Origin of the sequence: Mesorhizobium sp. B2-8-3 (genome assembly GCF_006440815.1) — a bacterium.
In the GTDB taxonomy this organism is placed as follows: domain Bacteria; phylum Pseudomonadota; class Alphaproteobacteria; order Rhizobiales; family Rhizobiaceae; genus Mesorhizobium.
In genome coordinates, this window is the sequence record NZ_VFTW01000020.1 from 16,519 (window position 1) to 29,971 (window position 13,453).

A 13,453-nucleotide genomic window follows, 5' to 3' on the forward strand; every position below is an offset into this window, starting at 1 on the left:
TGATCGAGCCTATCAGCCCGCAAAGGCGGTGGAAACCCGCCGAAGGTAGAGGTGGCTAAAGCTCTTTGACGCAATTCCGGACGGAAGACCGCTTCACACTTTTCCTGGAATTGCTCTAGGCGACCAGCGCGGCCATTTTTGCGGCAATGTCGCGCAACTGCGCCTCGTCGGCTGCATCTCGAGACTTTTTCGACGCCACCAGACAAGCCTGCGACTTCAGGATCGTGCCGTCGCCCAGCACCTTGAGGTGGTTGGCGCGCAGCGTCGAGCCGGTGGTGGTGATGTCGACGATGACGTCGGCCAGTCCCGCCGCCGGCGCGCCTTCGGTGGCGCCGAGGCTTTCGACGATGCGGTAGACCTGGATTCCGTGCTTGAGCGAAAAGAACTGCTGCGTCAGCCGCCAGTACTTTGTAGCTATCCGCAAGCGCCGGCCGTGGCGCTGGCGGAAATCGGCGGCGACATCGTCGAGGTCGGCCATGGTATCGACATCGAGCCAGATGTCGGGCACGGCGACCACGACATCGGCATGGCCGAAGCCGAGGCGGGCGACGATCTCGGCGCGCGCTTCCCAATCGGCGAGGTTCTCGCGCAAAAGGTCCTCGCCGGTGATGCCGAGATCGACCGCGCCCTGGCCGATCTCGCCGGCGATCTCGGACGCGGACAGGAAGGCCACCTCGACATCGTCGAGGCCGTCGATGCGGGCACGGTATTTGCGGTCGTCCTCAGGTAGCGTGACGGCCAGGCCGGCCTTGGCCAGCACTTCGAGCGACTGTTCCTTGAGACGGCCCTTCGAGGGGATCGCCAGCGTGATCATTTCGCGCTCTCCCGCAAGGCTTCGATACGGTCGAGCCAAACCGAAAAGCCGACGCCGGGGATCGGCTTCTTGGCGCCGAGCAGCGTCAGCAGCCGATCGTAGCGGCCGCCGCCGGCCAGCGGGCGGTCGCCGTCACCGGCGGCAATCTCGAAGACCAGGCCGGTATAGTAATCGAGCGGACGGCCGAAGGCGGCGTCGTAGCGGATTTGTGCCGCGGACAGGCCATGCGCCTCGATCGCCTCGGCGCGGGCGGCGAAATTCTCCAGCGCCGGTCCCAGCGACAGGCTGGCATCGGCGGCGAATTTTTCGAGCGCCGCGGTCGCGCCGCTGAGCGCGACGTCGATCTCGAGAAAACCTTTCAGCGCCGAAAACGCCTCGTCGGACAGCCGCACGCTGCGCAGTTGCGCTTTCTCGATCAGGCGCCGCGCGATGTCGGCAGGCGCGCGGCCGGACGATGCCGACAGCCCGGCCTCCTCGATGCCGGCAGAGATATGCGCGGCGAGGCCTTCCGCATCGCCGTCGAGCGCCAGCAAGGCGACGGGGCCGGAGAGCTGGCTGTTGCGCGGCGGATTGGCGAGGTCGGCAAGGGCTGCCTCCAGCATCGGCGCCGAGCCGAAGGCGCGCGCGAGCCGCATGCGCCAGCCGCGCGGCAAGCCGAGCGCGGCGAGCACGGCTTCGAACAAAGTCTGGTCGCCGAGCGTGATGGCAAGTGTCTTTCCGGGCAGCACCAGCGACAGCAGCGCATGCGCGTCGGCCAGCGAACGGGCATCGGCGGCGGCCGTGTCGCGATCGCCGAGGTCCTCGATGCCGGCCTGGAAGAATTCGTTGCCGCCCTCGCGGCGCTGGCGGAACACTTCGCCCAGATAGGAATAGCGGCGCGGCGTGCCGGCCTGGCTGGCGATGTGGTCGAGGCAGACCGGAATAGTGAATTCGGGCCGCAGGCACAGCGTCTTGCCGGTCTCGCTTTCGGTGAGGAAAATGCGGCGGCGCAAATCCTCGCCGGCCATATCGAGGAACGGATCGGCCGGCTGCAGGACAGCGACTTCCACGGCGTGGGTGTCGCGGGTGGCGAAGAGTTGGACGATGTCTGCGGCGATGGCGGGACGGGTGGTCAACTTGCCGACTCCATTCCGCGACCCCCTGATTTGGGACCAGGAGGTCGTCCGACGGTTGGCGTTCCACGGCGCCCCCCTCTGTCCTGCCGGACATCTCCCCCACAAGGGGGGAGATCGGCAGCTCGGGCTCCGCGCCTCTTTTTGCAACGTTCAAAATTGGCGAAAGCCGGCGCGACATCTGATCTCCCCCCTTGTGGGGGAGATGTCCGGCAGGACAGAGGGGGGCGCGACAGAACGCGACCTCTACTTCCCACGTGCCCGCTCCTCGGCCTGCGCCGCCAGGATCTTCCTCACCTCGGCGACCAGCTCCCCCTCCGCCACCGTCACCTGCGCCGGCCGTGCCGCCCGCCATTCGGCATTGTCGGTGATCTCGGCCGACATGCGGGCGCCTTCGATCAGGTCCTTGATCTGCAGTTCGCCCTTGGCACGCTCGTCGCCGCCCTGGATGATGGCGACCGGGCTGCCGCGGCGGTCGGCATATTTGAGCTGGGCCTTCATGCCGGCGCCGCCGAGATACATTTCGGAGCGGATGCCGGCGGCGCGGAGGTCGGCGACCATCTTCTGGTAGCGGCCGAGGCTTTCCGTATCCTTGTCCATGACCAGCACCACGACGGGCGCGATGACATCGGAGACGTCGAGCTTGCCGAGGTTCTTCAGCGCCGTCATCAGGCGTGAGACGCCGATGGAGAAGCCTGTCGCCGGCACCGGCTCGCCGCGAAAGCGCGAGACCAGCCCGTCATAGCGCCCGCCGCCGCCGACCGAGCCGAAGCGCACGATTTGACCTTCGTCATTGGGGATCTCCGCCAGCAGCTCGGCCTCGAAGACCGGGCCGGTGTAGTATTCGAGCCCGCGCACGACAGAGGGGTCGATGCGGATGCGATTGCTCCCGTAGCCTGCGGCGCGAACCATGTCGTTGATCGCACCGAGTTCGTTTATTCCCTCTAAAGCCAGCGGCTCGTCAGAAAAAGCTAGGCGCAATTCGTCGATGGCAAACGCGTTGCTCAGTACGGAAGTCTTTCCGCCGTTCCCGAGCTGCCGCCTATCGTCGTCGATGACTCCTTCAGAACCCATATTGTGGTCCCAGAAACCATCAGGATTTCCGAAGACCTCCATCATCCGGTCGATCTGTTGTTCGCCTAATCCGGCGCCTTTGGTGAAGTCGCCGCTTTCGTCCAGCCGTCCCTTTCCAAGCAGCGCTCGAACGCCGTCCGTTCCAACCTTGTCCAGCTTGTCGATAGCCCGAAGCACAGTCAGCCTGCGTCCGGCGTTCTCGTCGCCGCCGAGGCCGATGGCCTCCAGCACGCCGTCGAGCACCTTACGGTTGTTGACGCGGATGACGTAGTCGCCGCGCTTGATGCCGAGCGCCTCCATGACATCGGCCATCATCATCGCCATCTCGGCGTCGGCGGCGACGCCCGGCGTACCAATGGTGTCGGCGTCGAACTGCATGAACTGGCGGAAGCGGCCGGGGCCTGGCTTCTCGTTGCGAAACACCCAGCCGGAACGGTAGCTGCGATAAGGCTTGGGCAGGCGCTCGAAATTCTCGGCGACGAAACGCGCTGTCGGCGCGGTCAGGTCATAGCGCAGCGACAGCCATTGGTCGTCGTCATCCTGGAAGGAAAAGACACCCTCGTTCGGCCGGTCCTGGTCGGGCAGGAATTTGCCGAGAGCATCGGTGTATTCGATCATCGGCTGGTCGACCGGCTCGAAGCCGTAGAGCTCATAGACCGAGCGGATGGTCGCCATCATCTTCTCGACGGCGCGGATGTCTTCGGCGCTGCGGTCGGCAAAACCGCGCGGCAGGCGCGCTTTCGTCTTTTCCGATTTGTCGGTCATGGAGGTTTCCAGTCAGTGGTGACTTACTTCGAGCGCGCGTTTCCTAAACGATGCGGCTTGGAGCGGCAAGGGTTAGCGCCTTCCCTTCTCCCCTTGCGGGAGAAGGAAGAACTGAAACAAATCCCACCAAAAACGAAACAATTCCGCCACCGGCGCGGCATGCTGCCGACACAATCGACGACCATAAAGCGCGTCGAAACAAGGGGTTCGGGGCCATGACGACGGCTGAAGACATGATCGAGAGCGGCAGGTCGGCCAGGCTGCGGCCCGCCGGCAGCACCCTGAAGCCGGCACAGCAGCCGGCCGGGCCGTTCGAGGCTGCGGCGGCCAAGCCGAGCGCCCGCGACGCGCTGGTGACTGCCTGCTGGTGATCTATCCGGCCTTCGCGGCCGTGGCGGCGATCATCGCCGGGCTGTTCCTGGCCGGCGCCGGCAGCGTCTGACTTTCATTCAACGATCGGGGGATCATCATGCAGTTGCGATTTGCAGGCGCGCTTGCAGGCGCGCTTTTCTGTGGCATGCCCGTTGCCGCCAACGCGTGCCAGCCGGGCGATGCCCGTCTTGCCGGCCATTATTACCTGAACGGCGTCATGGAAGTCGGTTCCGAGCTGCTTTTGAAGAAAGACGGCAGCTTCGAATTCGCGCTCGCCTATGGCGCCAACGACCAGTACGGCAAGGGCTGCTGGGTGAGGAAGGGCTCGACCGTCGAGGTCATCCCGGCCGGCCGCAGCTCCGCCTCCACGCATCACACGCCCGACGACAGCGGCTTCAGCGGACTGGTGCTGACGGTGTCCGGCTCGAGCCTTGTCTGGGACATCAACGGCAGCGGCCATAAGGGCAGGTTCGAGAAGTGAGCCTTCTCCTTCTACCCTTGTGGGAGAAGGCAAAAGCGCCCTACTTCGGCCTCTTGAGCCTCTTGCGCTCTTTCTCCACCTCCGCCCGGCAGTAGCAGCCTTCGAGATGGTCGTTGACCAGGCCCATGGCCTGCATGAAGGCGTAGACGGTGGTGGGACCGACAAAGCTCCAGCCGCGCTTCTTCAACTCCTTCGATATCCTGACCGACACGGCCGTCGTCGGATTGGCGCGCAGATGTGCGAGGTCGACGATTTCGGGCCGCTCCTGCGGATCCGGCTCGAACTTCCAGAACCACGCGGCCAGGGAGCCGAACTCGTCCACCATCTCGCGGGCGCGTTTTGCGTTGTTGATGGTCGAGACGATCTTGCCGCGATGGCGGATGATGCCGGCATTGCCGAGCAGGCGTTCGACATCCGTGTCGGTGAACGCCGCCACCTTGTCGAAGTCGAAACCGGCGAAGGCCTCGCGGAAATTCTCGCGCTTGCGCAGGATGGTCAGCCACGACAGGCCCGACTGGAAGCCTTCCAGGCAGATCTTTTCGAACAGCCGGCGATCATCCGTTACCGGCCGGCCCCATTCGTGGTCGTGATAGTGGAGATAGTCCGGCAGATTGCCGTGCCAGAAGCAGCGCGCCTTGCCGTCGGGGCCGTCGAGAATACCGGCATGTTCAGTCGCCATCGCTACCAAATCCGTTCGTTAACGCGCCTCGGCGCCAAGTTTACGGCGGCTTTACCAGATTCCTGAACCGGTCGGTAACCACACCAAAAGGTTTACTGACAAAGCGGCATTTTACGCATTCCGATTCATGCTTTGCTTGCCGCTGCGCGCCAAGGATCGCGAAGCCGAGGCCCTCCCCGCCCGGACGAGTTCGACGATCAAGGTGCGTTCCGATGAAGACAGCGTTTTGTTCCCTGCTTGGCGCGGTGGCCATTCTTGCCGCCGGCGCCACGACCTCCCTTGCCAATGACCGCTATGCCGACATGCCGCCGGTCATGGTGAGCCCCGACCTTTCGGCGCCCTGGGTGCTGCAGCTTGGCCGTGCGCCGGGCATCGTGCGCCCGGCCCGGCAGGCAACGCAGCAGCCGCTGCGCCGCCTGTTCGAGGCGCAGCCCGACCGGCAGCACACGGCGGCAGTGCAGCAGCCGGCCAAACGCATGGTGATGCGGCCACAGATCAACCCGATCTACCTGCCGCAGGAAGTCGCCTATGACGGGCCGGCGAAGCCGGGCACCATCATCATCGATACGCATCAGAACTTCCTTTTCCTGGTCGAGAAGAACGGCAAGGCGCGGCGCTACGGCGTCGGCACCGGCAAACCGGGCTTCGAATGGTCGGGCACGCACAAGATCACCGACAAGAAGATGTGGCCGGACTGGCGCCCCCCGGCGGAGATGATCAAGCGCGAGGCGGCCAAGGGCCGTTACCTGCCGACCTACCTGGCCGGCGGCATCGAGAACCCGCTCGGCGCGCGCGCGCTCTATCTCGGCACCACCGAATACCGCATCCATGGCACCAACCAGCCCTGGACGATCGGCGGCGCGGTGTCTTCCGGCTGTATCCGCATGCGCAACGAGGACGTCGTCGACCTTTACGAGCGCGTCAATGTCGGAACCACGGTCGAGGTGATATAGTCGCAGCGAATCAGCCGGTTAGACGGCGCAGCGCTTTTAGTCTCCTGCTGTTGCCGCCAAGTCATAGTACGATCCCGCGGGATGTGCTTAAACCGATGACAGAGTTTACGGGGGACGGGCCGTGTGGGGATACGGCCGGTTGCGAAGGGGCAGCGCGGGCAATCGCGCTGCCCTTTTTCATTTTTTGAGTTTTTCTTCTGATGCAGGGCGCGGCAAGTCGCCCCGAAGGCAGGCGGTTTCGCTTTCGGGGCTGATTTCCCGGCGCTCCTCTGCTATTGCAGCGCACAAAATCTTAGTTGTTACGCAATTCCAGACAGAAAGCGGCTCCCGCGCTTGTCCCCTGAATTGCTCAGAGAAGGCAAAAGGTGCCAACCATGACCCGGACCGACGACAGCCGCTACCTGAAAGGCGGCCCGGTCGCCCAGCGCATCATCGCTTCCGTTCGCGAGGACGCGGCGATCGCCACGGCCGAAGGTTTTCCGCCTAAGCTGGTTTCGATCACCGTCGGCGATATCGCGGCGGTCGATGTCTATGTGCGCAACCAGCGCGCCAAGGCAGCCCTTGCCGGCATCGGCTTCGAGGAGCGGCGCTTCGCCGCCGACATCACCGCCGGCGAGCTGGAAGCGGCGATCCACGGCCTCAACGCCGACCCGCGCGTCACCGGCATCATCATCCAGCGGCCGGTGCCGGCGCATATTCCGATCAAGACGCTGCAGGCGGCGGTGCATCCGCTGAAGGATGTCGAGGGCATGCATCCAGCCTCGATCGGCAACATCGTCTACAACCAGCTCGACCTGGCGCCCTGCACCGCCGCGGCCTCGGTCGAACTGCTGAAGGAGACCGGCCTCGAGCTCAAGGGGCTCGAAGTGGTCGTCGTCGGCCATTCCGAGATCGTCGGCAAGCCGATCGCCTTCCTGTTGATGAGCGAGGGCGCGACGGTGACGGTGTGCCACCACATGACGCGCTCGCTGGCGGCCCATGCGCGCCGCGCCGATGCGCTTTTCGTCGCCGTCGGCAAGCCCAGGCTGATCAAGGCCGACATGGTGAAGCCGGGCGCAGCCGTCATCGACATCGGCATCAATTCCGAGGTCGGACCTGATGGCGAAACCCGTATCGTCGGCGACGTCGATACCGACAGCGTCAAGGAAGTGGCCTCCTGGATCACGCCGGTGCCGGGCGGCGTCGGCCCGCTCACGGTCGCGATCCTCTTGCGCAACACCATGGTGGCGCTCAACCGCCAGCGCGCGCTCTACCGCGCGACCTACGGCGTGCCGGATCAACTCGCGGCGGAATAGTTATTCCGCGGCGATCAAACCGCTGTCGGAAACGCCTTCCGGCTTCGGACCGCCATAAGCCCAGTCGAGCAATTTGACCGTGTGCACCACCGGCAGCTTCGCGGCGGAGGCGATCTGGGTGATGCAGCCGATATTGCCGGTGGCCACGATTTCCGCGCCTGTCGCCTCGATGTTTTTCACCTTGCGGTCGCGCAGCTTGGCGGAAATCTCGGGCTGCAGGATGTTGTAGGTGCCGGCCGAGCCGCAGCACAGATGCCCCTCGCGCGGCTCGCGCACGACGAAGCCCGCCTTGGTAAGAAGCTCCTTCGGCTGGCGCGTGATCTTCTGGCCATGCTGCATCGAGCAGGCGGAGTGATAGGCGACGACCGTGCCCGGTTTGCGCACCGGCTCCGGCAGGTCGAGGGCGGCGAGATATTCGGTGACGTCTTTTGCGAGGGCAGAGACGCGCGCGGCCTTTTCGGCATAGGCGGGATCGAGGCGCAGCATGAAGCCATAGTCCTTGATGGTGGTGCCGCAGCCCGACGCGGTGACGATGATGGCGTCGAGGCCACCCTGGTCGATGGCGCGCGTCCACGCATCGACATTCCGCCTCGCCGAGGCAAGGGCCTGATCCTCGCGGCCCATGTGGTGGACCAGCGCGCCACAGCAGCCCTCGCCTTCCGGCACCACGACCTCGACGCCCAATCTTGTCAGCAGGGAGATGGTCGTATCGTTGATCGCCGGATCGAGCACGGATTGCGCGCAGCCGGTCAGGATCGCCACGCGACCACGCCGTATGCCTTGCCCGGCATGCGTGCCCGGTTTCGCCATCGGCGATGCCGGCGGGATCGACGCGGGTGCAAGCTTCAGCATCGCCGCGACCGGTTTCAGCGCCGGCAGCTTTTCGAACAAGCCGATGAACGGCCGGCCGAGCCCGGCAAGCTTCAACGCGGCGCGGAAGCGGGTCGGGTAAGGCAGCACGAAAGCCAGCATGGCGCGCGTCAGCCGGTCGAGCAGCGGCCGTTTGTAAGTCTCCTGGATATGCGCGCGGGCATGGTCGACCAGATGCATGTAGTTCACGCCAGAAGGGCAGGTCGTCATGCAGGCAAGACAGGACAGGCAACGGTCGATATGGGTGACGATCTCCTTGTCCGCCGGCCGGCCGTTCTCCAGCATATCCTTGATGAGGTAGATGCGGCCGCGCGGTGAATCCAGCTCGTTACCGAGCGTCACATAGGTCGGACAAGTGGCGGTGCAGAAGCCGCAATGCACGCATTTACGCAGGATCTTTTCCGATTCCGCGACATGTGGATCGGCGAGCTGCGCTGCTGAGAAATTGGTCTGCATGTCGCGGTCCTAACCCATGCGGCCGGGGTTGAGAATCTGCTTGGGATCGAACTCGGCCTTGAGCCGCGCCGACAATGCCGCGAGATGCGGCGGCTGCGGCTCGAACGCCGGCAGCGCCGCACGGTGCGGGGCGGCGGCGCGCACCAGCGTCGCGTGGCCACCGCCATGCTTGCGGATCAGTCCGCGCAGCAATTCGGCTTCCGGGTCGTTCTCGCGCATCGACAGCCATACCAGACCGCCCTGCCAGTCGTAGAAAGCATCGACCGCCGCCTGCATGCGCAGCGCCATCACCATGTGATGCGCCTGAGACGGCGCCATCGAGACACGCCAGACCGGTCGCGTGCCGCGATCCGCGAAAGGCATGCAATCGCGGATGTCGCGCCAGATCGCCTTCGACGCCTCGCCGGCGATCTCTTCGAGCGGGCCGGCCTTGCCGAGCAGCTGCTTCAACGCCTCGATGCGGTAGACGACCGAAGGCCCAAACCCCTCGACCCGCAGCAGCGTGGCGGCATCGCTGCCGTGCTTGCCGCTGGCGACGCGCGCGGCGATGCGCTCCGGCAGATGAGCGGCGCTCGACACTTCGGCGCTGGAGCCGAGCGCCAGCGCCATGGCCGCGACGGCGGCATCGTCGAGCAGACCGCGGATGGCCAAGGTCACTTCTGTTTCGGCCGCCGGCAGGACCTTGAAAGTCACGTCGGTGAGCACGGCGAGCGTGCCCCAGCTTCCCGCCATCAGTTTTGAGAGGTCGTAGCCGGTGACATTCTTGACCACGCGGCCGCCCGATTTGAACGCCTCGCCGCGCCCCGAAACAGCGGCAACGCCAAGGATATGGTCGCGCGCCGCGCCCGACTTGAGACGTCGCGGTCCGGACAGGTTCGAAGCCAGCACGCCGCCGATGGTGCCGTTCTTGCCCCCTTGGCCCGGCTCGCCGCCGAGCAACGGGCCGTAGTCCATCGGCTCGAAGGCGAATTGCTGGCCGTTTTCGGCAAGCAGTTTTTCGAGTTCGGCGAGCGACGTGCCGGCGCGGGCCGACAGCACCAGTTCGGCCGGCTCGTAGAGGGTGACGCCGGTGAGTTTCGACAGGTCGAGTGTATGCTCGGTCTGCAGCGGACGACCGATGCCGTGCTTCGAGCCGTGCCCGAGGATTTCCAGCTGCGTTTCTTCCGCCGCTGCCCATTGGACCGTGGAAAGGGTTTCGGCGGATGTAGTGGGGGTGAAGGTGGTCATCGCTCCAGTTCCTCGCGCCCCGCAAAGCGGGGGAGAGGTGACTCGGGCGAAGCCCGAGACGGCGACAGGCCGCGTTCCTTCGCGCCCCCCTCTGTCCTGCCGGACATCTCCCCCACTTGGGGGGAGATTGGCAATTTTTGCCGCCGCGCCTCCCTCGCAACGTCGAAGATTGGCGAAGGCTGCGATGACAGCTGATCTCCCCCCAAGTGGGGGAGATGTCCGGCAGGACAGAGGGGGGCGCGAAGGAACGCAGTCATCCGAAATTGACCGCCCATCAAAACCTCGGAATATCCGGAAACGCCACCTGTCCGCGATGCACATGCATCCTTCCCAGCTCCGCACACCGGCGCAGTTGCGGAAAAACCTTGCCGGGGTTGAGCAGATGGTTGGGATCGAAGGCGCATTTCACCCGCATCTGCTGGTCGAGGTCGATCTGGTTGAACATTTCCGGCATCAGGTCGCGCTTCTCGACGCCGACGCCATGCTCGCCGGTCAGCACGCCTCCGACCTCGACGCAAAGCCGCAATATGTCGGCGCCGAAACTCTCGGCCTTGTCGAGTTCGCCCGGCACATTGGCGTCGTAGAGGATCAGCGGGTGCAGATTGCCGTCGCCGGCGTGGAAGACGTTGGCGACGCCTAACCCGTATTTCTCGGAAAGGTCGCGCATGCCGGCAAGCACCCTCGGCAGTTCCTTGCGTGGGATGGTGCCGTCCATGCAGTAATAGTCGGGCGAGATGCGGCCGACCGCCGGGAAGGCCGCCTTGCGGCCGGCCCAGAAGCTCAGCCGCTCCTGTTCCGACTGCGAGATGCGGCAGGTGGTCGAGCCATTGCGATAGGCGATCGCCTCGACCAGTCCGATCAGGTGATCGACCTCGACACTCGGGCCATCGAGCTCGACGATCAGCAGCGCCTCGACATCGAGCGGATAGCCGGCATGGACGAAATCCTCCGCCGCATGGATTGCCGGGCGGTCCATCATCTCCATGCCGCCCGGGATGATACCGGCGCCGATGATGTCGGCGACGCACTGGCCGCTCTCTTCGCTGGTCGGAAAGCCGATCAGCAGCGCGCGCGCCGTCTCCGGCTTCTTGAGGATGCGCACCGTCACCTCGGTGACGACGCCGAGCAGGCCTTCGGAGCCGGTCATGACGCCGAGCAAATCGTAGCCTTCCTGGTCGAGATGGCTGCCGCCGAGGCGCACCACCTCGCCATTCATCAGCACCATCTCGATGCCCAGCACATTGTTGGCGGTGAGCCCGTATTTCAGGCAGTGCACGCCGCCGGAATTTTCCGCGACGTTGCCGCCGATCGAGCAGGCGATCTGGGAGGATGGATCGGGGGCATAGTAAAAGCCCTCCTGCTCGACGGCGGTGGTGATACCGAGATTGGTGACGCCGGGCTGGGCGACCACGACGCGGTTCGGATAGTCGATCGCCAGGATGCGGTTGAAGCGGCTCGTCACCAGCAGCACCGCGTCCTCGAGCGGCAGCGCGCCTCCGGACAGCGAGGTGCCGGAGCCGCGCGGCACGACGCGAATGTTGCGCTCGTTGCAGTATTTCAGGACGCGGGAGACCTGCGCCACCGTCTCCGGCAGCACCACGACCAGCGGCAATTGCCGATAAGCGGTGAGGCCGTCGCTTTCGAAGGCGCGCATTTCATTGGCCGCGTCGACGACCCCCTCGCCCGGCACGATGATGCGCATGTCGGCGACGATCTCGGCGCGGCGGCGCATCGTTTCGGCATCTGACTTGGGCATGGCTAGGCCGGACATCGGGCAGCCTCGTCTGGCTTTGACTGGTCAAAATCTTTTACCAGCCTGACGCATCCGTTGCAAACGCTGCTTTGGTCGCGCTCCACGCCAACCCTAAACGCAAGCTTCCGCAGCGGCAATCTGCCGCTGCGGCCTGGGTCGCGCTAGATGAAGCTTGGCCGCTTATTCGCCCGGATGCTTCGCCGGCTCCGAATGCATCTTGCGTACGCGGCGCACGCCCCACCATACAAGCAGGATGGCGACCGGCACGGAGGCGGCAGTGACGACTTCGGGCGCGAAAGCGTGCCCGAAGATCGAGGCGCCCTTGGCGACATAGCCGATAAGGCCGACGACATAGTATGAGACGGCGGCGACCGAGAGGCCTTCGACCGTCTGCTGCAGGCGCAGTTGCAGCCGGGCGCGGTTGTTCATCGAGGCGAGCAGGTCGCGGTTCTGCCTCTCGACCTCGACATCCACCCAGGTGCGCAGCAGCGTGGTGGCGCGGGTGAGTTTTCGCGACAGGTTCGCCTGGCGCTCCTCGACCGAGCGGCAGGTGCGCATGGCCGGCGCCATGCGCCGCAAGAGGAAGCCCGCCCAGGTGTCGAAACCCTGCACCGGCTCCTCATCCAGCGCTTCGAGCCTTTCGGTGACGATGCCGTCATAGGCGCGGCTCGCGCCGAAGCGATAGAGGCTGGATGCGGCGTCGGCCTCGAGTTCCGCGGCAAGTTCGGTAAGATCGGCGAGCAGCGTCTGGCTGTCGCGGGTTTCGACCGCCTTCATTTCCAGCGTGGTCTGCGCCAGGCGGTCCTCGATGCGGCGGGCGCGGCCGGACAGCGTCAACGCCATCGGCAGGCCAAGCATGGCGAGCGTGCGATAGGTCTCGATGTCGATCAGGCGCTGCGACAAGGCGCCGGTGCTGGCCGGCGTCAGGCCGCGATCGAGCACCAGCATGCGGGTCAGGCCGTCGCCATCCTGGCGGAAATCGGTGATGATGGCGGCGGCACCCCTCTCGACCAGCGAATAGCACAGGCTGGTCGGGTCGAAGCCGGCAACCAGTCTTTCGCTCGCCTGCGTCCATTTGCGGATTTCGAGGCGGATGCCCGAAATCACGGTGCCCGGCGGCGAAAAACCGTTGCCGAAGGGCGAATCCTCCTGCGCCCGGCCGTTTTCGGCCAGCGGCCCTTCCCAAAGATAGGTCGAGAATTCCGTATGCCGCTCCCAGCGCAGCGTGCCCTTGCCCCATTTCATGGCATGGTGGCGCGCATTGCGCTCGGGCGCGGCGATACCCAGCCGCCGCGACAGCTCCGAAAGCACGGCATGGTCGACAGCGGCGCCGCCCTCGGTCATGAAGGAAAGCTGGATCAGCACGCGCGGTTTCTCGATCAGCGGATGCGGGCGCGCATGGACTTCGCCCAGCGCGCCAGGTCGCCCCTCATGCGCCGGAAAGCCCATCACGCTGCCTTGGGCGCGCGGCTGGAATTCGAGTTTGGACGTCTCGTCCGACACGGCTGGTCCCCCTGATTTCGACCCATCGTGCAATCCGGTCGTCTTGCGGCAATCGGCGGGACGCGTAAACAGAAAATATTGGCGTCCGGGGAGCGTGAC

Annotated in this window: 12 protein-coding genes; 4 read left to right on the forward strand and 8 right to left on the reverse strand. The window is 65.2% G+C overall.

Translation table 11 applies throughout. The features are described from left to right. Positions 1-115: 115 nt before the first annotated feature. From hisG to hisS, 3 genes are all read right to left on the reverse strand, one after another. Positions 116-814, reverse strand: a complete 699-nt coding sequence (gene hisG, locus FJ418_RS23770) for an ATP phosphoribosyltransferase (RefSeq protein WP_140855988.1) — start codon at positions 812-814, stop codon at positions 116-118. Beyond that, positions 811-1,929 carry an ATP phosphoribosyltransferase regulatory subunit gene (locus FJ418_RS23775; RefSeq protein WP_140654038.1) on the reverse strand — a complete coding sequence of 373 codons (1,119 nt, stop codon included), beginning with the start codon at positions 1,927-1,929 and terminating at the stop codon, positions 811-813. The genes hisG and FJ418_RS23775 overlap by 4 nt, the downstream gene beginning before the upstream one ends. A 243-nt stretch (positions 1,930-2,172) precedes the next feature. Then, on the reverse strand, positions 2,173-3,765 hold the full coding sequence (gene hisS, locus FJ418_RS23785) for a histidine--tRNA ligase (RefSeq protein ID WP_140869793.1): 1,593 nt from the start codon (positions 3,763-3,765) through the stop codon (positions 2,173-2,175). 215 nt (positions 3,766-3,980) lie between these two features. On the opposite strand from hisS, the gene FJ418_RS23790 reads away from it, so the two are divergent. Both FJ418_RS23790 and FJ418_RS23795 read left to right on the forward strand, forming a co-directional pair. Beyond that, positions 3,981-4,136 (forward strand): hypothetical protein, encoded by a 156-nt coding sequence (locus FJ418_RS23790; protein WP_246683189.1) that lies wholly within the window; start codon positions 3,981-3,983, stop codon positions 4,134-4,136. A gap of 98 nt (positions 4,137-4,234) precedes the next feature. Continuing rightward, entirely contained in the window at positions 4,235-4,618 is a 384-nt protein-coding gene (locus FJ418_RS23795) for a hypothetical protein (protein ID WP_140709118.1), read from the forward strand. Between the two features lie 40 nt (positions 4,619-4,658). Here the strand turns inward: FJ418_RS23795 and FJ418_RS23800 are convergent, their stop codons facing one another. Then, positions 4,659-5,297 (reverse strand): DNA-3-methyladenine glycosylase I, encoded by a 639-nt coding sequence (locus tag FJ418_RS23800; protein WP_140782637.1) that lies wholly within the window; start codon positions 5,295-5,297, stop codon positions 4,659-4,661. A gap of 212 nt (positions 5,298-5,509) precedes the next feature. On the opposite strand from FJ418_RS23800, the gene FJ418_RS23805 reads away from it, so the two are divergent. Together FJ418_RS23805 and FJ418_RS23810 are read left to right on the forward strand one after the other, a co-directional pair. After that, entirely contained in the window at positions 5,510-6,250 is a 741-nt protein-coding gene (locus FJ418_RS23805; RefSeq protein ID WP_140869796.1) for a L,D-transpeptidase, read from the forward strand. Between the two features lie 374 nt (positions 6,251-6,624). Beyond that, positions 6,625-7,545 (forward strand): bifunctional 5,10-methylenetetrahydrofolate dehydrogenase/5,10-methenyltetrahydrofolate cyclohydrolase, encoded by a 921-nt coding sequence (locus FJ418_RS23810; RefSeq protein WP_140782639.1) that lies wholly within the window; start codon positions 6,625-6,627, stop codon positions 7,543-7,545. On the opposite strand, the gene glcF is transcribed toward FJ418_RS23810, so the two are convergent. The 4 genes from glcF to FJ418_RS23835 form a co-directional block, all read right to left on the reverse strand. Then, complete coding sequence (gene glcF / locus FJ418_RS23815; protein ID WP_140869799.1) at positions 7,546-8,871, reverse strand: glycolate oxidase subunit GlcF; 1,326 nt, start codon at positions 8,869-8,871, stop codon at positions 7,546-7,548. It abuts the gene before it with no gap. A 9-nt stretch (positions 8,872-8,880) separates the two neighbouring features. Beyond that, positions 8,881-10,098, reverse strand: coding sequence for an FAD-binding protein (locus FJ418_RS23820; RefSeq protein ID WP_140869802.1), 1,218 nt, complete (start codon positions 10,096-10,098; stop codon positions 8,881-8,883). Positions 10,099-10,372: 274 nt separating this feature from the next. After that, positions 10,373-11,869: an FAD-linked oxidase C-terminal domain-containing protein gene (locus FJ418_RS23830; RefSeq protein ID WP_140869805.1), complete on the reverse strand. Its 1,497-nt coding sequence runs from the start codon at positions 11,867-11,869 to the stop codon at positions 10,373-10,375. A 162-nt stretch (positions 11,870-12,031) separates the two neighbouring features. Further along, complete coding sequence (locus FJ418_RS23835) at positions 12,032-13,354, reverse strand: DUF3422 family protein (RefSeq protein ID WP_140869808.1); 1,323 nt, start codon at positions 13,352-13,354, stop codon at positions 12,032-12,034. Positions 13,355-13,453 lie beyond the last annotated feature (99 nt).